General features: G+C 71.6%; 14 protein-coding genes and 1 tRNA gene. 9 read left to right on the top strand and 6 right to left on the bottom strand.

Features of this window, described 5'->3' with window-relative positions; translation table 11 throughout:
- Window positions 1-101: 101 nt before the first annotated feature.
- Window positions 102-968: a siderophore-interacting protein gene (locus tag F8O02_RS03890; RefSeq protein ID WP_158035922.1), complete on the top strand. Its 867-nt coding sequence runs from the start codon at window positions 102-104 to the stop codon at window positions 966-968.
- Window positions 969-1,392: 424 nt separating this feature from the next.
- On the opposite strand, the gene F8O02_RS03885 is transcribed toward F8O02_RS03890, so the two are convergent.
- Both F8O02_RS03885 and F8O02_RS03880 read right to left on the bottom strand, forming a co-directional pair.
- Entirely contained in the window at window positions 1,393-1,641 is a 249-nt protein-coding gene (locus F8O02_RS03885; protein WP_192496540.1) for a hypothetical protein, read from the bottom strand.
- Window positions 1,642-2,040: 399 nt separating this feature from the next.
- Window positions 2,041-2,114: transfer RNA gene (locus tag F8O02_RS03880), tRNA-Pro, on the bottom strand.
- 227 nt (window positions 2,115-2,341) lie between these two features.
- Between F8O02_RS03880 and F8O02_RS03875 the strand changes: the two genes are divergently transcribed.
- From F8O02_RS03875 to F8O02_RS03865, 3 genes are all read left to right on the top strand, one after another.
- Window positions 2,342-2,857 (top strand): FHA domain-containing protein, encoded by a 516-nt coding sequence (locus tag F8O02_RS03875; protein WP_158035920.1) that lies wholly within the window; start codon window positions 2,342-2,344, stop codon window positions 2,855-2,857.
- On the top strand, window positions 2,857-3,576 hold the full coding sequence (gene ftsR, locus F8O02_RS03870) for a transcriptional regulator FtsR (protein ID WP_158035919.1): 720 nt from the start codon (window positions 2,857-2,859) through the stop codon (window positions 3,574-3,576). The genes F8O02_RS03875 and ftsR overlap by 1 nt, the downstream gene beginning before the upstream one ends.
- Before the next feature lie 176 nt (window positions 3,577-3,752).
- Window positions 3,753-4,316, top strand: coding sequence for a MerR family transcriptional regulator (locus tag F8O02_RS03865; protein WP_158035918.1), 564 nt, complete (start codon window positions 3,753-3,755; stop codon window positions 4,314-4,316).
- Between the two features lie 277 nt (window positions 4,317-4,593).
- Here the strand turns inward: F8O02_RS03865 and F8O02_RS03860 are convergent, their stop codons facing one another.
- Window positions 4,594-5,442 carry a ParA family protein gene (locus F8O02_RS03860; RefSeq protein WP_158035917.1) on the bottom strand — a complete coding sequence of 283 codons (849 nt, stop codon included), beginning with the start codon at window positions 5,440-5,442 and terminating at the stop codon, window positions 4,594-4,596.
- 190 nt (window positions 5,443-5,632) lie between these two features.
- On the opposite strand from F8O02_RS03860, the gene F8O02_RS03855 reads away from it, so the two are divergent.
- The gene (locus F8O02_RS03855) at window positions 5,633-9,079 is read left to right on the top strand and encodes a pyruvate carboxylase (protein WP_158035916.1); all 3,447 of its coding nucleotides are present in this window, start codon (window positions 5,633-5,635) and stop codon (window positions 9,077-9,079) included.
- Window positions 9,076-9,567 carry a peptide deformylase gene (def, locus tag F8O02_RS03850; RefSeq protein ID WP_158035915.1) on the top strand — a complete coding sequence of 164 codons (492 nt, stop codon included), beginning with the start codon at window positions 9,076-9,078 and terminating at the stop codon, window positions 9,565-9,567. The genes F8O02_RS03855 and def overlap by 4 nt, the downstream gene beginning before the upstream one ends.
- Before the next feature lie 35 nt (window positions 9,568-9,602).
- On the opposite strand, the gene F8O02_RS09170 is transcribed toward def, so the two are convergent.
- Window positions 9,603-11,141, bottom strand: a complete 1,539-nt coding sequence (locus tag F8O02_RS09170; protein WP_411828252.1) for an LssY C-terminal domain-containing protein — start codon at window positions 11,139-11,141, stop codon at window positions 9,603-9,605.
- A 202-nt stretch (window positions 11,142-11,343) separates the two neighbouring features.
- Here F8O02_RS09170 and F8O02_RS03840 point away from each other — a divergent pair, with 202 nt between their 5' ends.
- Together F8O02_RS03840 and F8O02_RS03835 are read left to right on the top strand one after the other, a co-directional pair.
- The gene (locus F8O02_RS03840) at window positions 11,344-12,036 is read left to right on the top strand and encodes a lysophospholipid acyltransferase family protein (RefSeq protein WP_158035914.1); all 693 of its coding nucleotides are present in this window, start codon (window positions 11,344-11,346) and stop codon (window positions 12,034-12,036) included.
- Window positions 12,037-12,209: 173 nt separating this feature from the next.
- A complete protein-coding gene (locus tag F8O02_RS03835) occupies window positions 12,210-13,574 on the top strand; it encodes a class II 3-deoxy-7-phosphoheptulonate synthase (RefSeq protein ID WP_158035998.1) in 1,365 nt (454 codons plus the stop codon).
- Between the two features lie 182 nt (window positions 13,575-13,756).
- On the opposite strand, the gene pknB is transcribed toward F8O02_RS03835, so the two are convergent.
- Window positions 13,757-15,850: a Stk1 family PASTA domain-containing Ser/Thr kinase gene (pknB, locus tag F8O02_RS03830; RefSeq protein ID WP_158035913.1), complete on the bottom strand. Its 2,094-nt coding sequence runs from the start codon at window positions 15,848-15,850 to the stop codon at window positions 13,757-13,759.
- A 124-nt stretch (window positions 15,851-15,974) separates the two neighbouring features.
- Complete coding sequence (locus tag F8O02_RS03825; protein ID WP_225734096.1) at window positions 15,975-17,078, bottom strand: polyprenyl synthetase family protein; 1,104 nt, start codon at window positions 17,076-17,078, stop codon at window positions 15,975-15,977.
- A gap of 104 nt (window positions 17,079-17,182) precedes the next feature.
- On the opposite strand from F8O02_RS03825, the gene F8O02_RS03820 reads away from it, so the two are divergent.
- The gene (locus F8O02_RS03820; RefSeq protein WP_158035912.1) at window positions 17,183-17,560 is read left to right on the top strand and encodes a DUF3040 domain-containing protein; all 378 of its coding nucleotides are present in this window, start codon (window positions 17,183-17,185) and stop codon (window positions 17,558-17,560) included.
- Window positions 17,561-18,108: the final 548 nt, after the last annotated feature.

The following is an 18,108-nucleotide window of genomic DNA, read 5'->3' as shown; positions in this document are numbered from 1 at the left end:
CGGTGCCGGAGGTGGTGGCACGCAGTCTCCATGTCGATGGATGTAAGCCAAGGGTAACCTGATGCACTGACGTTGATCTGACCACGGACCGAAGGAGACCGATGAGCGAGCAGGATGCGCAGGACACGACGAGGCCCCGGGCCGAGCTGCGACGGTGGCCCGTCCGCATCCGCGAGGCTCGGCTGATCCGCCGGGCGACGGTCACTCCGCGCATGCTGCGGCTGACCTTCGGCGGGCCGGCCATGACCGGGTTCGAGAGTCACATCGCCGACGAGCACGTCAAGCTGCTGTTCCCCGAGCCGTTCGACGACACCTCGCGCATCCCGGTGCCCGACGGCGACCGGCTGCGGTGGCCCCGGCCCATCGTGCCGAGCCGCGACTACACGGTGCGCCGGCACGATCCTGCCACCGGCGAGGTCGACATCGACGTCGTCGCCCACGAGGGCGGGGTCGCGTCGACCTGGGCGCGTGAGGCGGCGATCGGCTCGACGATCTGGATGGCCGGCCCGCCACGCGGCGTCCACGTGCCCGACGCGTTCCAGTGGCAGGCGCTGCTCGGCGACGAGACCGCGCTGCCGGCCATCGCCCGCCGGCTGGCGGAGCTGCCCCGGGACATCCGCGGCGTGGTGGTCATCGAGGTCGCCGACGCCGCCGAGGAGCAGCCGATGGACATGCCCGAGGGCTTCGAGGTGCGCTGGCTGCACCGCGACGGGCGGCCCGCGGGCACCACGACCCTGCTCGCGGACGCCGCGGCCGACATCGCCATCCCTGCTGGCGGTGGGGCGTACGTGTGGTACGGCGGGGAGCAGGGGATGATCCGGCCGCTGCGCGCCTGGGTGCGGCGGGCCGGACTCGAGCGCGGCGAGTTCGACCTGACCGGCTACTGGCGACGCGGCGAGCGCGGCAACCAGCCGAGTGCAGGCGACGTGGTGCACGCCGTCGCGCACGCGCTGCACCTGACGGACTGAGTCGGCGGGGCATCGGAGGCGGGGTGGGGCAGCGTCCCGCGCTCTGCGCCGATCTGCGCCAGCTGCGCTTGGAGGTGGCAACCCGATCCTGCTGTCGCGCAGCGCCCGCACCGGCCTCTCGAAGAGTGGCATCTCGGTCGCGTTCTCCGGGTGGTCGCTGCCCATCGAGTGCTGGTCACGAGTTCGTGCGCGCCCTCGGCGCGGATCCGGTGCCCTGGTGGGCCCGATGCGACGTGCTCGGCTCGCACAAGCAGGTTCCCGTCCCGGTGCCGTCGCACCCGGATGCGGCATCCCCGGGTTCGCCGCTGCTGGGGCCGGGACGACCGGGGCGAGCCACCGCCCACGTCAGGAAGAGTGCCTCCGCGACGACGAACGACCGGACCAGCCACCCAGGGCATCCAGGCGCACCATCAGCTCATATGGGTCAAGCGAGATAGATGACCACGTCGAGGGTCGCTGTGAGCAGCTGCGGAAGCGTCAGCGCCACTGCTCCGAATCGAGGCTCGATCGTCGGCGCCGTCACCGCGGCCACGATCACGAGCATGATGGCCGATGCCAGCCAGAGGAGAGCATCTGCCCCGAACGCTGACTCCAGGATGTCCCATGGCGCGACATGGGTCACGTAACAGAGCCCGGTGACCGCGTTGACAGCCGCAGAAGCCAGCCACATCACGAATGTGACGAGCCAGAGCGTGCGTCTCCAGCTCTCCTCCGTCGGCGGAGGCGGCGACCTCGGGCGGTCGGTGCCCGCGCGGTGGATTCAGGAGAGGCAGGCCTGTGCACATACGTGGCCCGCGACCCCCACGCCCGCATCGAACGCGGGCGGCGTGACCGAGCGTGACGACGAAGTCCGTCACCCGCTCGCACTGACCACGAGCCGTGCCGCGGCGTCGCTCCGCACCCAGCCCGACGCATCGCCGTGGCGTCATCCGCGCCGCGGCATCATCGCCTTGCCTGATCGACCCCGATCGTGACGAGCGGACGAGCGCAGTGGCAGGCGGAACCGGCCCCACGGAGACGCAAGAACCGCCCCAGATCCGCGTGTTCAAGCGGATTGAGACGGTTCAGTCGGTCGGGCTGACAGGATTTGAACCTGCGACCCCTTGACCCCCAGTCAAGTGCGCTACCAAACTGCGCCACAGCCCGTCGCATCAGTCGGAGCACGTCGGCTTGAGGTGATGCGAGGCCACTCTCGCGAGCAGCCTTGGCAATGATACACGCTCGGCCGGGAACTGTCGCATCAGGCGTGCCGGGCGGCGCTCCGAGGGTGCCCGTTGCCTCACGAGTGGCGCTCGCACAAGCGGACACGCCGTGGCGGTGGGTGCTCGCGTTCGACTAAACTGAGGGGCAGTTCGTGTCGAGAGGAGGGGTGGATGAGCATAGAGCAGTCTGATGGGTCCCGCCCGGAGCAGCCGAAGACCACCGTCACCCCGGTGGTGAACGTCGCCTCCGACGATGCGACGCTCACGTTCACCGGCTCGTTCGCCAGGCAGCTGCTGGAGACCGGGGCCATCCAGATCGGGGTTAGCCCCGAGGAGCTCGAGGCCATCGCATCGCTGCCCGAGGGATCGGCGCTGCTCATCGTTCGGCAGGGGCCGAATGTCGGTGCCCGCTTCCTGCTCGACTCCGATGTGGTCACGGTCGGCCGGCACCCGAACGCTGACATCTTCCTCGACGACGTCACCGTCTCGCGCCGACACGTCGAGTTCCACCGGGTCGACGGCGGGTACGAGGTCGTCGACCTCGGCTCCCTGAACGGCACCTATCTCAACGGCACCCGCATCGACACGGCCCGCCGCCTCAACGACGGCGACGAGGTGCAGATCGGCAAGTACCGCATGACCTATTACCCTTCCCGCCGCGACCTGCTGGCCGGAGGGGCGCGCTGATGGCCGCCGCCGCGCGACGGTCGGCCGCCGCGGCCGCGGCGCAGGGCTCGCCGGATGAGGTGCGCAAGCTGCTGAGCATCGGCCAGGTACTTAACCGCCTCGTCGGCGACTTCCCTGATGTCACCCCGTCGAAGATCCGATTCCTCGAGGAGCAGGGGCTCATCTCCCCACAGCGCACCGCCTCGGGCTACCGCAAGTTCGGCGCCGACGACGTCGAGCGGCTGCGGCTCATCCTCGGGCTGCAGCGCGACCACTACCTGCCGCTGAAGGTCATCCGCGAGTACCTGGCCGAGATCGATGCCGGCCGCACGCCGCTGCTGCCAGGCATCACCCGGGCTGCGGCGGGGGATGCCACGGTGCAGCGCGTCTGCACGCGCGAGGAGCTGCTCGAGGTCACCCACGCCGACGCCCGGCTGCTGCGTGAGGCGGTGTCGGTGGGGCTGCTGCCCGCCGGCGACCGGTACGACCAGACCGCCCGCAGCGTCCTCACCGCGCTCGTCACGCTCGGCGCGCACGGCATCGAGCCTCGGCACCTGCGCGGGGTCAAGGCCGCCACGGATCGTGAGATCGGTCTCATCGAGGGCGCGGTCTCCGGCTTCCGGCGCGATCAGCCGCAGGGGCGCGCCCAGGCGGCGGCTGCGGCGCAGCAGATCACCGACACGCTCGTCTCGCTCAAGAGCTGCCTGCTCGAGCGCGGCGTGCGCGACGCGCTCGACTGAGCGATCGGCCATCGCGGCCGTCCTGAGCCGATTTCAACTTTCACGTGAGAGTTCAAAGTTCGACACGCCGGCGACGAGACGTCTGAAACCCCTGCCGGTGCGGATCCCGCTGGTATTGTGAGCCACAGGTTCGCAGCTCGCGGGCCGTTCGCGACAGTCGAGTGAGGAGTCGGTTCATGGCCGATGCGCAGCGCCCCGAGGATGATCCGGGCACGCCCTCCGAGGACCTCTCCGACGTCCTGTTCACCGACGGCATCCCTGACCTCGACCGCACACGCGGGTACCGGGGCGCGATCGCCGCATCCGCCGCGGGCATCAGCTATCGGCAGCTCGACTACTGGGCGCGCACCGGCCTCGTCGTTCCGACGATCCGCGCCGCGCACGGCTCCGGCAGCCAGCGGCTCTACGGCTTCCGTGACATCCTCACCCTCAAGCTCGTCAAGCGTCTGCTCGACACCGGCATCTCGCTGCAGCAGATCCGCAAGGCGGTCGAGCAGCTGCGCGGCGCCGGCATCCAGGACCTCACCCGGGTGACGCTCATGAGTGACGGCGCCGGCGTGTACCTATGCACCTCGGACGACGAGGTCATCGACCTGGTCAGCCGCGGCCAGGGCGTGTTCGGCATCGCCGTCGGCAAGGTGCTGCGCGAGGTGGAGGACAACCTCGTCACGATCGGTGCCACCGAGACGCACGTCGACGACCTCGCCGAGCGTCGGCATCGGCGTCGCACTGCCAGCTGAGCGGGTCGCAGGGCGGTCCCACCCGGAGTGGCGCACGGCCGTCGCGGGTGAGGAGATCACAGCCCGCACCGCGCGGCGTCCCCCTCGATCGCATCCGGGGGAGCGGTGCACGTTCGTTGTGTGAGCTGCGCTCGGTCACATCATCCTGCGGGGGAGACGGCATGCCCGCTGCGGACGACATCCCGACGGATCACTCAGCGGTGCTGACCCCGGCTGAGCTGGTTCAGCGGTGCTGGCAGGATTCGAGACTCGTCACCGACGCCGACGTCGGGCTGGTTCAGCGGTGCTGATCGGCTTTCGAGACGGCCCGCCGCTCCGCGTGACCGTGGCCCTGATGGGCGATGCCGCGCACCGCGTCCTCGAAGATGTCGAGCACCTGGTCGAACTGCGCGGCCATCTTCTTGCCCGACTCGCTCGGCCATGAGTGCACCGGCCGGGCCGATCCCTGCGCCTGCTGCAGGCTCGCCCGCTCGGGCAGCCGCACGTCGATGAGCTGCCGGGGGTAGAGCTGCTCGAGCTCGGAGACGCGGAACTCGTGCTCGATCGACTGCTTGCGGAACCGGTTGACGAGCACGCCGAGGGCGCGCACGGGCACGTCCTGCGCCTCGCTCAGCTCGTCCATGGCCTTGAACGCGCGGCCGACGGCCGAGACGGCGAACAGCGACGGCTCTGTGACGATGAGCACCTCGTCGCTGGCCAGCCAGGCGTTGCGGGTGAGCGCGTTGAGCGACGGCGGGCAGTCGATGATGACGATGTCGTAGGCATCCTCGATGAGGGCGAGCGCCTCGTCGAGCTTCCACAGGTCGCGGGGGCGTGGCGCCGGGGCGTCGAACTCGATCGCCCGGGGTGACCCGACGAGCACGTCGACGCTGAGCGCGCGGTCCTTCGTCCAGGCGCTGGAGACGATCGCCTGGCGGACGACATCAGGGGACGGGTTGCGCAGCACGTCGGCGATCGTCAGCGCGCTGCCGGGGTCGACGGCGAGCCCCGTGGTGAGATCGGTCTGCGGGTCGATGTCCACGAGCAGCGTGCGCCTGCCGCGGGCGAGAGCCGCAGAGGCCAGACCGAGGGCGACGGTCGTCTTGCCGACACCGCCTTTGAGAGAGCTCACACTGAGAACGTCCACGACTGTCTAGGCTACCCGTTCCCGTCGCCCCGTGCACGAGGCGCGGCGAGCACTGCCTCGTCGGGCCAGTCCTCGCAGTCTCGCGTCGCCCCGTGCACGAGGCGCGGCGAGAGCGGAGGGCGCTGCCTCGGTCTGATCGTCGACGATCGGGGCTACAATCGTGCAAACGACTCGCGATGTGGGGAGCTGTATGTTCAAGAAGATCCTGGTGGCCAACCGAGGAGAGATCGCCGTGCGGGCGTTCCGCGCGGCGTACGAGCTCGGTGCGAAGACGGTGGCGGTGTTCCCGTACGAGGACCGCCACTCCATTCACCGTCTCAAGGCGGACGAGGCCTACCAGATCGGTGAGCCCGGCAGGCCTGTGAAGGCCTACCTCGACATTGACGAGATCATCCGCGTGGCGCGCGAGTCCGGTGCCGACGCGATCTACCCCGGCTACGGGTTCCTCTCCGAGAACCCGGGCCTCGCCAAGGCCGCCGCTGAGAACGGCATCACCTTTATCGGCCCGAACGCCGACGCGCTCGAGCTCGCCGGTGACAAAGTCAATGCCAAGGAGGCCGCGATCCGCGCAGGCGTCCCTGTGCTCGCCTCCACACGGGCCAGCTCCGACCCGGACGAGCTGATCGCCCATGCCGAGGAGATCGGGTTCCCGCTGTACGCGAAGGCGCTCGCGGGCGGCGGCGGCCGCGGCATCCGTAAGGTCGATACGCTCGAGGAGCTCCGGCCGGCACTGGAGCAGGCGATGAGCGAGGCCGGCAACGCGTTCGGCGACTCGCGCATGTTCCTCGAGCAGGCCGTCCTGCGCCCGCGGCACATCGAGGTGCAGGTGCTCTCCGACGCCACCGGGCACACCGTCCACCTGTTCGAGCGCGACTGCTCGGTGCAACGGCGCAATCAGAAGGTCGTCGAGATCGCCCCGGCACCGCACATCAGCCAGGAGCTGCGCGACCAGCTCACCGGCGCGGCCATCCGCTTCGCCAAGGAGATCAGCTACGTCAACGCCGGCACCTGCGAGTTCCTCGTCGAGACGATCGGCGAGCGGGCCGGGAAGCCCGTGTTCATCGAGATGAACCCGCGCATCCAGGTCGAGCACACCGTCACCGAGGAGATCACCGACGTCGACCTCGTGCAGACCCAGATGCTCATCGCCGCGGGGGCGACCCTGTCGGAGCTCGAGCTCACCCAGGATCGCATCACGATGCACGGTGCGGCGCTGCAGACCCGCATCACCACCGAGAATCCCGCCGAGAACTTCCGGCCCGACACCGGCCGCATCAGCACCTACCGCTCGCCGGGCGGCGCCGGGGTGCGCATCGACGGCGGCACCACCGCGGCGGGCGCGCAGATCAGCCCCTACTTCGACTCGATGCTCGCCAAGCTCACCTGCCGGGCGCGTGACTTCCCCTCTGCGGTGCGCCGGGCCCGCCGCGCGCTCGCCGAGTTCCGCATCCGCGGCGTGAGCACGAACATCCCGTTCCTGCTCAATGTGCTCTCGGACGAGGACTTCATCGCCGGCGATCTCAGCACGCACTTCATCGAGGAGCGGCCGCAGCTGTTCGAGATGCGCAAGTCGCAGGACCGCGGCACCAAGCTCATCCGCTGGCTGGCGAACGTCACCGTCAACAAGCCCTACGGGCCGCGGCCCGAGGGGCTCGTCAGCCCGCAGGAGAAGCTGCCGGCCGGGCTGGACACGCATGACCTGCCGGAGGGGTCGAAGCAGCAGCTCGACCGTCTCGGGCCCAAGCGGTTCGCCGAGGCCCTGCGCGGCGAGCAGCGGCTGCGGGTCACGGACACCACCTTCCGCGACGCGCACCAGTCGCTGCTGGCCACGCGCATCCGCACCAAGGATCTGGTCGACGCGGCCCCGTACGTGTCGGCGGCGGCTCCCGGCCTGTGGTCGGTGGAGGCCTGGGGCGGCGCCACCTACGACGTGGCCCTGCGCTTCCTCGGCGAGGATCCGTGGGAGCGGCTCGACAAGCTGCGCGTCGCCCTGCCGAACGTGAACATCCAGATGCTGCTGCGTGGCCGCAACACGGTCGGTTACACCCCGTATCCGACGAAGGTCACCGACGCGTTCGTGCGCGAGGCGGCGGCCAGCGGCGTGGACGTGTTCCGCATCTTCGACGCGCTCAACGACATCGAGCAGATGCGCCCCGCCATCGACGCCGTGCTCGAGACGGGCACCGCGGTCGCCGAGGGCACGCTGTGCTACACGGCCGACCTGCTCGACCCGGATGAGGATCTTTACACGCTCGACTACTACCTGCGCCTGGCCGAGCAGATCGTCCAGGCCGGCGCGCACGTGATCGGCCTGAAGGACATGGCCGGTCTGCTGCGCCCGGAGGCGGCTCGTCGCCTCGTCACGGCGCTGCGGCGCGAGTTCGACCTGCCGGTGCATCTGCACACGCATGACACGGCGGGCGGGCAGCTGGCGACGCTGCTGGCCGCCAGCGAGGCGGGCGTGGACGTCGTGGACGCCGCGGCGGCCCCGCTCGCCGGCACGACCAGTCAGCCCTCGATCTCGGCCCTCGTCGCCGCGCTCGCGCACACCGAGCGCGACACCGGGTTCGACCTCGACGCGATCTGCGCGATGGAGCCGTACTGGGAGGCCGTGCGCAAGGTGTACGCGCCGTTCGAGAAGGGTCTCGACGCGCCCACTGGCCGCATCTACCACCACCAGATCCCGGGCGGGCAGCTGACGAACCTGCGCCAGCAGGCGATCGCCTTGGGGCTCGGCGGCAAGTTCGAGCTCATCGAGGACATGTACGCGGCCGCGAACCGCATCCTCGGCCGGCCCCCGAAGGTCACCCCCTCGTCGAAGGTCGTGGGCGACCTCGCCCTGCAGCTGGCCGCCGTCGGCGCCGACCCGGCTGACTTCGAGGCGCATCCCGAGAAGTACGACGTGCCCGACTCCGTCGTGCGGTTCATGGCCGGCGAGCTCGGCGACCTGCCGGGCGGCTGGCCCGAGCCCTTCCGCACGAAGGTGCTCGCCGGCCGCGAGGTGCACCTCGCCACCGAGAACCAGCTGACCGCTGACCAGGAGAACGCGCTGGACGCGGACTCCGCCACCCGGCGTCACGAGCTCAACCACCTGCTGTTCCCGAAGCCGGCCGAGCAGTTCGAGCAGTTCCGCGACCAGTACGGTGATCTCTCGGCGCTCGACACCACCGACTACCTGTACGGCTTCGAGGCGAACAAGGAGCACGCCGCCCAACTCGGTCGCGGCCTGCGTCTGTACACGGCGCTGTCGGCGATCGGTCCGGTCGACGACAAGGGCGAGCGCACCGTCATGGCCGTGCTCAACGGCCAGCTGCGCCCGGTCCACGTGCGCGACGAGTCAGTCAAGGCCGAGGCCGAGGAGAACGAGAAGGCCGACCTCGACGATCACAACCAGGTCGCCGCGCCGTTCGCCGGCGTGGTGACGATGAAGGTGCAGCCGGGGCAGGCCATCCGCGTGGGCGACCCGGTCGCCACGATCGAGGCGATGAAGATGGAGGCGAATATCGCGGCCGGCGCCGACGGCGTCGTCCAGCGGATCGTCTTCGACGGCTCTCGGCAGGTGGAGCCCGGTGACCTGCTCGTGGTGATCGCCCCCAACCCGATCACCGCGGCCGAGGGGGAGCAGTCGCTCGTATGACCGTTCGTGACATCCGCCTGTACGGCGACCCCGTGCTCCGCACGCCGACGGAGCCCATCGAGGTCTTCGACGAGTCCGTCCGCCAGCTGGTGGAGGATCTCGAGGACACGGTGCGGCTGCCCGGCCGGGCCGGGGTCGCCGCCCCGCAGATCGGGGTGAGCCTCGCCGCGTTCAGCTACAACGTCGACGGTGTCGTCGGGCACATGATCAACCCCGAGATCGTCGAGCGGCGCGGCCCGGTCACAGAGATCGAGGAGGGGTGCCTGTCGGTGCCCGGCCTATGGTGCCCGACCCCGCGGTACCACTGGGTGCGGGCCCGTGGGGTCGACGTGACCGGGAAGCCGATCACCCTCGAGGGCGAGGGGCTCATGGGGCAGGCGCTCCAGCACGAGATCGACCATCTCTCGGGCATCGTCTACCTGCACCGGCTGCAGGGTGAGCACCGTCGCGAGGCGATGCGGCAGGTGCGCGAGTCCGACTGGTTCTGACACCCCGGGCCGGGAGCCGGGCCGCGGGGGAGTGATCAGTCGGCCGCGGCCGGCCGCGGGGTGGCCTGCGGCATCCGGTTCGCGAGGGTGAAGGCCCGGGCGGGCCGCCCGCTCAGCGCGAGCAGGATGAGCACGTTCAGGGCGACCACGCCGAACTCGCCGAGGTCGGAGATCAGCGGCTCGCCGGCCCACCAGGCGAGGAACGCCGCCACTGTGGTCGCCGCGGCGTAACCGAGCAGCACGAGCCTGGCGAGGTCGCTGCCGCGCAGCAGCAGCACGCCCAGCAAGGCGCTCGCCGCGGCGATGACGATGGTGGCGGCCACCAGCGCGGCCCGCGACTGGGCCAGAGCGGCGGGGTCGGTGACGCCCAGGCCGGACGTCTCGATCGCCCTGATGAGCGCGCTTCGGTCGGTTCGGGCCAGCCCCCAGGCGATCGCCGCCGTGGCGAGGGCGCGCAGGAACACGACCACCGCGCCGAAGACGATGGTGGCCGGGCGGCCGTGCCGGCGCACCGCCTCGACCGACGAGGCGTCCAACGCGTCCTCCAGCGCCAGCGGCTCGTAGGCCGTGCGCTTGCGCACCTCGCCGGCCGCCCGTTCCTCTGCCGTCCGTGCGATCCACGCGTCGGCGTCCGCCTCGTCCGGGCCCGTGGGGTCAGCGGCGGAGCTCCCCTCCGGTGGCGTCGGGTGCGTCGGTGGCGTCGCGGCCGCGTCCACCCCGCCGGCGGGCGCGGAGGCGATCGCGGGCGCGGCTGGGGCGGCGACGGCCGGGGTCGCCGGCGCGGCGGGGCGCAGGTCGATGATCGGCAGGTCGCCGTCGGTGCGGATCGAGTCCCCTCCGCCGTTGCGGGCGTGGTAGCCGGTGGAGAAGTCGCGCAGCACCCGCATGCGGGCGCCGGCGCCGGCGTCCAGCAGGGTGCGGACGATGTGGTCGCGCTCGACGTCGGTGTTCTCGTCGATGCGGTGGGTCACCTGCAAAGTGAACAGGGAGAGCCCCACCGCTCGGTCGAACGTGCCCGCGGCCAGCCAGTCGACCCGGGTGCCGCCGGGCAGCGGCCAGCCCGGCGGGCACCGCCAGAACCGCACGTGGTGGCGGCGGGCCGGGTTGCCCAGGACTTCCTGCTGGTAGGCGAAGTCCTGCTGGCGGCCGAACAGCAGCAGCGGGCTGACCGGCGCCTCGTCGTAGCTGCGCCTGGCGAGCGTGGAGGTGACGATGTGCAGGCTGGAGCGCAGGGTGATCTCGTCGGCGCGCGTCCACCCCGCCGCCCGCATCGCCCGGTGCAGGCTCGCCTCGTCGCCGCGCAGGGCGAGGTTCACCGGGTCGCCGAGCAGCCCGTCGCTCGTGCGGGTGCGGCCGATGAAGTAGTCGGGCACGTAGATCGCGGTGAGGATGCGGTGCAGGCGCGGCAGGGCGAGGTAGGCGAGCGTCGCCCAGAACACGACGAGCAGCGGCAGTCCGCGCCAGCCGAGGTGGAAGGTGTCCTGCGCGGCGAGCAGGGCGAGCCACAGCGTCGCCAGCCCGGCGAGCACGAAGAAGAACCCGTCGACGAGGCGACGCGGGGGACGGCGGATCATGGTCATCCACTCCGCGGTGCGGGGGTGATCGGTCGAGGGCATCGAGGCGGCCTCCTGGCGGTGATATGCGGTCAGCCTACCCCGCGGCGGGCGGGGAGTCGGGCCCACGGCGGGCAGGGGACCGGGCTCGCCGCAGGCGGACGTCGTCGCTGTGGCGTGCGCCCGCCTGCACCCGGTAGGATGGATCGTCGGAGGTTCCACCGTGCTCTACTGGCTGCTCAAATGGGTGTTCGTCGGCCCCTGGCTGCGACTCTTCTTCCGCACCGAGGTGCGCGGGCTCGAGAACATCCCCGCGGAGGGGCCGGTCGTGCTCGTCGGCAACCACCTGTCCTTCGTCGACTCGATCTTCATGCCGCTGTACGTGCGGCGTCCCGTCCGCTTCCTCGCCAAGAGCGAGTACTTCACGGGCAAGGGGCTCAAAGGCTGGTTCACCCGGGTGATGATGCGGGGCACCGGGCAGCTGCCCATCGACCGCTCGGGCGGCAAGGCCAGTGAGGCGTCGCTGAACACCGGCCTGCGCGTGCTTGCCGACGGGCACGTGCTCGCCCTGTACCCGGAGGGCACGCGCAGCCCCGACGGCCACCTGTACCGGGGACGCACTGGTGCGGCCCGCACGATCCTCGCGGCCGGCTGCCCGGTCGTGCCCGTCGCGGTGCGCAACACCGACCGGGTGATGCCGATCGGCTCGAAGTGGCCCCGGCGGGTGCCGCTGGCGGTCATCGCCGGGCCGGCGATGGACTTCACCCGCTTCGCCGGAATGGAGGGCGATCGCTTCGTGCTGCGCTCGATCACCGACGAGATGATGCATGCGCTGCAGGAGCTCAGCGGTCAGGAGTATCGCGACGTCTATGCCTCGAGCGTGCGTCGGCGTCTCGCCGTCGCAGCGCAGGGCTGAACCGGCCTCGCCGGCCCCGCGTCGCTCCATCGCCCCAGAGACCGCAGGCCGCTCCGGCGGCCCACATCCACACAGACATCCCGAGCCCCGCGGCCCTCGCCGCGGCCGAAGATCCAAGGAACGGGGAACCGATCGTGACCGACACCTTCGAGACCAGAACCCATGACACCGCGATGCTTGACATCGCCGCGCAGCGCGAGGAGCTCGCCGCCCTCGACCGCGCCGAGACGCTGCCCGCCCGCCAGCAGCCCGACTGGCCGGACGACGGCTCGCTGGAGGAGGCCAGGGCGACCCTGGCGTCCCTGCCGCCGCTCGTGTTCGCTGGCGAGGCGGACGCGCTGCGCGAGAAGCTCGCCGCGGCGGCCCGCGGCGAGGCGTTCCTGCTGCAGGGTGGCGACTGCGCCGAGACGTTCGAGGGCGCCACGGCCGACAAGATCAAGGATCGGGTGAAGACGATCCTGCAGATGGCCGTCATCCTCACCTACGGCGCCTCGCTGCCCGTGGTGAAGATGGGGCGCATGGCCGGGCAGTTCGCCAAGCCGCGCTCGCGCGACGCCGAGACACGCGGCGACGTGACCCTGCCGGCGTTCCGCGGCGAGATCGTCAACGGCTATGAGTTCACCGCGGAGTCGCGTCGCGCCGACCCGCGCCGGCTCGTGCAGGCGTACCACACCTCCGCGTCCACGCTGAACCTCATCCGCGCGTTCACCGAGGGCGGGTTCGCCGACCTGCGCGAGGTGCACCGCTGGAACCAGGGCTTCGCCCGTAATCCCGCCAACGCCCGCTACGAGGAGATGGCCCAGGAAATCGACCGCGCCGTGCGGTTCATGGCCGCCTGCGGCGCCGACTTCGAGGATCTGCGCCGGGTCGACTTCTACGTCGGCCACGAGGGGCTGCTGTTCGACTACGAGCGGCCGCTGACCCGCATCGACTCGCGCACCGGGCAGCCGTACGACACCTCCGCGCACTTCCTGTGGATCGGGGAGCGCACCCGTGGTCTCGACGAGGCGCACATCGCGTTCTTCTCTCGCCTGCGCAACCCGATCGGCGTGAAGATCGGCCCGACGACCACACCGGACGATGTGCTCGCCCTGATCGACCGGCTCGACCCTGACCGCGAGCCCGGCCGGCTGACGCTCATCACCCGCATGGGCGCCGGGCGCATCCGCGAGGCGCTGCCGCCGCTGCTCGAGGCGGTCAAGGCCAGCGGCGCCCAGCCGCTGTGGGTGACGGACCCGATGCACGGCAACGGCCTCACCACCGCGACCGGGTACAAGACCCGGCGCTTCGACGAGATCATGGACGAGGTGCGCGGTTTCTTCGAGGCGCACGCGCAGGCGGGCACGATCCCCGGCGGCATCCACGTGGAGCTGACCGGCGACGACGTCACGGAGTGCCTGGGCGGCGTGGAGCAGATCGACGAGGGTGACCTCGGCACCCGCTACGAGTCGCTGTGCGACCCGCGGCTCAACCACAGGCAGTCACTCGAGCTGGCGTTCCTCGTGGCCGAGGAGCTCAAGCGTCTCCATCGCGACTGAGCGGGGCCGGGCCCGGCCCCGGGTCGGCCGCTGCGTGGGGCGCCGGATCGGAGACGGTCCGGCGCCCCACGCGCGCTCGGGCGCGTCTTTCCCTCCCCGGGGCGGGGCTGGCAGGGGCATGGACGAGCCTGCGCTCTGCGTGCGTCCGGACGTGACGTCGGCCGAACGGAGCACCGGCGGCGTCAGTCGAGCAGGGTGCCGATCGTCTGCATGGCCACCGAGGCGCCCTTGCGCACCTGGCTGCCGGCGGCGGGGTTCGTGCCGCTGACTTTGATCTGATCCCAGTAGCGGCCCCCGAAAACGGGGATCGACTGGTCGGGGATGCTGGAGGTCCCGTCGAGCCCGGCCGCGCGCAGCGCGTCGCGGGCCTCGTTGAGGGTCTTGCCGGACACATCGGGCACCGTGACCATCTCCGGCCCCTTCGAGACGACCACGGCGATCGGGTCGCCCGCGCTCACCGGATCGGTCGTCGCACGCTGCGAGATGATCTTCCCGGCGGGCACGTCGTCGTCGTACGCCTCACTCGACTGAATGCTGAGACCGACGGCCTGCAGCAGCCCGGTCGCGTCGTCCAGGGTGGCGCCAGTCACGTCGGGCACGGCGCCGAGGGAGACGACGAGGGTCAGCGTGGTGCGCTCGGCGATCTGCGTGCCGGCGGTCACCCCGCCGTCTGGTCCGGCCACCCCGATCACCCGGCCTTTCGTCACATCGGCGTCGAAGTGCTCGGTGCGCGCGTCGGCGACGACGAAACCGGCCTGGGCGAGCGCGCCGGCTGCGGCGTCCGCGTCCGAGTCCGTGACGTCCGGCAGTGCGATCATCCGGGGGCCGAGCGAGACGACCACGGTGACCGTCGCATCCCTTGGCACCCGTGACCCGGCCTCGGGGTCGGTGCGGATCACCTGCCCGGTCGGCACGTCGAGGCTGTGCTCCTCGGCGCGCTCGTGGGCCAGACCGAGCTGGTCGAGGGCGGTCTCGGCGGCCTCAGGCGTCTGCCCGGCGACGTCGGGCACGGTCAGCCGCATGCCCGGGCCGTCGCCCAGGAACCATCCGGCGGCCGCGAGCAGAGCGGTGACGAGCACCACGACCAGAGTCATCAGGCCGCCACGGCGGCGGCGGGCGGCGGCGCGCTCGCGGACGCGGTCGAGGGCGTCGTCCGCGTCCGCCGCGACGGCGTCCGGGGCGGCTGCGGCATCCTCCGCCGGGGCGATCGTGAGCAGTGCGGTGCCAGGTGTCGTGGTCGGGGTTGATCCCGTCGCGGAGGTCGGAGCCTCCGGCGGTGCCGCGCCCGCCTCGGCGGTCGTGGCCGGCACGGCGTCCGGGGCGACGAGGGTGGGCGTGAGCACCTCGGTGGCGCTCACGGAGCGGTCACCGTGGTCGGCGTGCTCGAGCAGCTCGGCGAGCTCCTCATGCGTGCCGGCGGGCAGGCCGAGCTCGCGCTGCACGCGACGGGTCTCCTCGAGCAGGTCGTCGGCGTCGTGGGGGCGATCCTGCGGGTCGAGCCGTGTCGCCCATACGACGAGGTCGTCGAGCTCGACCGGGATGTCGGGGACGATCTCACTGGGCACGGGCACCTGCTCGGTGGCCTGGCGCAGTGCCGCCGTCGCCGGGGCCGAGGCCGGGAAGGGCTGCCGGCCGGTGAGCATCTCGTAGAGCATGACGCCGACCGCGTACACGTCGGAGCGCGCATCGGCGTCACCGCGGCGCAGCAGCTCGGGGGAGAGGTAGGCGACGGTGCCGATCAGCGCGGAGCTGGCGCTCGTGCTCGCGGTCGCGGCCCGGGCCAGCCCGAAGTCGGCCAGGCAGACCCGGCCGCTGGGGGTGATGAGTACGTTCTCCGGTTTGAGGTCACGGTGGATGATGCCGGCGCGATGGGCGGCGGCGAGCCCCTGCAGCACCTGGTCGAGCACCTCGAGGGCGACCTGTGGGGCGAGTCGGCCCTGGTCCGTGAGCAGTTCGCGCAGCGTGTGTCCCGGGACGTGCTCGAGCACGAGATAGCAGAAGCCGTCCTGCTCGCCCTGGTCGTGGACCCCGACGACGTTCGGGTGGGAGAGTCGCGCGGCGGCACGGGCCTCGCGGGCGAACCGGGCGCGGAACGCGGCGTCCTCAGCGAGGTGCAGGTGCAGCACCTTCACGGCGACGGTTCGGTCGAGGCGCTCGTCGGTGGCGCGGTAGACGGTGGCCATGCCGCCGCGGGCGATGCGGGCGTCGACGCGATAACGGCCGTCGAGGAGCATCCCGATGACCGGGTCGGTCGGGGGAGTATACGCGTCGCTCACGAGAACATCCTAGACGGGCCGTCGACGCGCTCCGGGATCGGTCTGCGCCGGCTGCGGCCGGCTCCGGGGCAGAGGCTCGGTCGGTCTGCCCCGGAGCGGCCGGCTCGGACGGCTCGCCTCCAGGTCAGCGGGCCCGGCGGGCGGCCCGGTCTGCGAGGTCGGCCAGCTCATGGCGGGCGCCCGGGGCGATGCGCGGATCGGCCAGCGCGGCCAGAGCCCGCCGGGTGTGATCGTCGATGAGCCCCTCCGTGGCCTGCAGCGCCCCGGAGTCGATGATCGTCTGCTGCAGGATGTGGATCTGGTCGTCGGTCAGATCCGGATCGCCGAGCATGTCGTCGAGCACATGGGCCACTGTGGTCGAGACCCGGCTGCGAGTCAGGGCGATGAGCACGGTGCGCTTGCCCTCGCGCAGGTCGTCGCCGGCGGGCTTGCCGGTGCGGTCGGGGTCGCCGAAGACGCCGAGGATGTCGTCGCGCAGCTGGAAGGCGAGCCCGGCGTGCACGCCGAAGGCGGACAGGGTGGCGAGCAGGGGCTCGTCGGCCCCGGCCACCGCGGCGCCGAGCAGGGTGGGCTGTTCGATCGAGTACTTGGCCGACTTGTAGAGCATGACGGTCTCGGCGCGCTCGAGAGCGGTGTCGTCCGGCAGCACCGGCCACGCGTGCTCCCCGAGGATGTCGAGGTACTGGCCGACCATCACCTCGCTGGTCATCGCGGAGACGAGGGAGCGGGAGGCTGCCCGCTCGGCGTCGCCGGGCACGGCGGCGAGCCCGTCGGCGAACATCTGGTGCGACCAGTCGAGCAGCAGGTCGCCGAGCACGATCGCGGCGGCCTCGCCGAAGGCGGCCGCGTCGCCGCGCCAGCCGGCGGCCTCGTGGCGGCGGGCGAAGGCGACGTGGGTGGCAGGGTGGCCGCGTCGGGTGAAGGAGTGGTCGATCACGTCGTCGTGCACGAGGGCGGCGGCGTGGAACATCTCGATGGCGGCGGCGAGCTGGAGGACGGCGTCGAGCTGGCGGCGTGAGCGGTCGTCGGGCACGTCGCGCTCGGCGGCCCGCCAGCCCCAGTAGCAGAACTGGCTGCGCAGCCGCTTGCCGCCGGTCATGAGCTGGCGGGTCTCGTTGACGAGCGCACCCGCGGCGGGGGAGATGCGGGCGAGATGGCCGGTCTCGAGATCGAGACGGGCGTCGATGCGATCCTGCACGAGGCGCAGGAGTGTGGAGTGCGCGGTCACACCTCCAGCCTAGCCGTTGACGGTCGCGCCCCCGCGGCGGGTACAATGAGTGCGCGCGGCCCGTGTGCAGGGGTTCGCGTGCAACCGTGGAGAACGAGGTTCCGATGCCACTCTCAGAGCACGAGCAGCGCCTGCTCGAGGAAATGGAGCGCAACCTCTACAGTGCGGAGTCTGACGAGGTCAGCGCCGACGACGTGCCGCACGCCTTCGACCGCATGGCGGTCGTGCTGGGGGTGATCGCCGCGGTCATCGGACTGGGCGTGATGCTCCTCGGCGTCTGGACGAAGCTCGTCATCGTCGGCGTGCTCGGCTTCCTGCTCATCGTGGGCGGGGTGTTGTGGGCCACCGCTCCCCGTTCCGGGCAGACCGCGCCGAAGCATCCCGGCCGTGAGTCCGGGCGCCGATCCTCGCGCGGCGAGTCGACGGGCCCCTCGATGGGCGAGCGGCTCGAGGATCGCTGGAACCGCCGCTTCCGCGGCTGACTACTCTCATCGCGCCTGGTGGATCGGAGCGCGCTGCATCCGTCCGTGCCTGCTCCTCGCTGGCCCCATCAGCACTGACTCTGCTGGCCGCACTGACCCCGCTGGCCGGCTGAGGTCTGTTGACCGCACGATCTGCTGACTGACCGCACTGATCCTGCTGCCACTGGCCGTCCTGCTGGCCCTGGCACGTCGAGCCTCCCGGAGCCGCTGGCGGGGGGGAGCGTGCCCCCCGTCGCGCTGACCACGGTGTGCCGAGCCGCCCGTCGCTCCTGCCCCGTCGCTCCTGACGCGGGTGCGAGTGGCGCATCCGTGGTCGTCGGCTCGTCCAGACTCCCTCCCGCTCGCCCCACGGGCGGTGGCAGGCCCGCCACGCTCGCCCCGCCCGGGCCCGTGCGCGGGCCGGTCGAGGGGCCGGATGCCCCACTTCTCCCCACCGCGCCCCCGCCGATCGCGTGATCCGCGGACTGGCGCGGATCCCCGCGGTCGAGCGGCTGCAGAAGATCTCTCCGGCAACCTGTGACTCCGGCGTGTTCCGAGGGCCCGGGAGG

The sequence above is a fragment of the Pseudoclavibacter caeni genome, from assembly GCF_008831125.1.
GTDB classification, from domain to species: domain Bacteria; phylum Actinomycetota; class Actinomycetes; order Actinomycetales; family Microbacteriaceae; genus Pseudoclavibacter_A; species Pseudoclavibacter_A caeni.
Note: the sequence above shows the minus strand (reverse complement) of the source record. Positions and strands in the feature narration are given on the sequence as shown.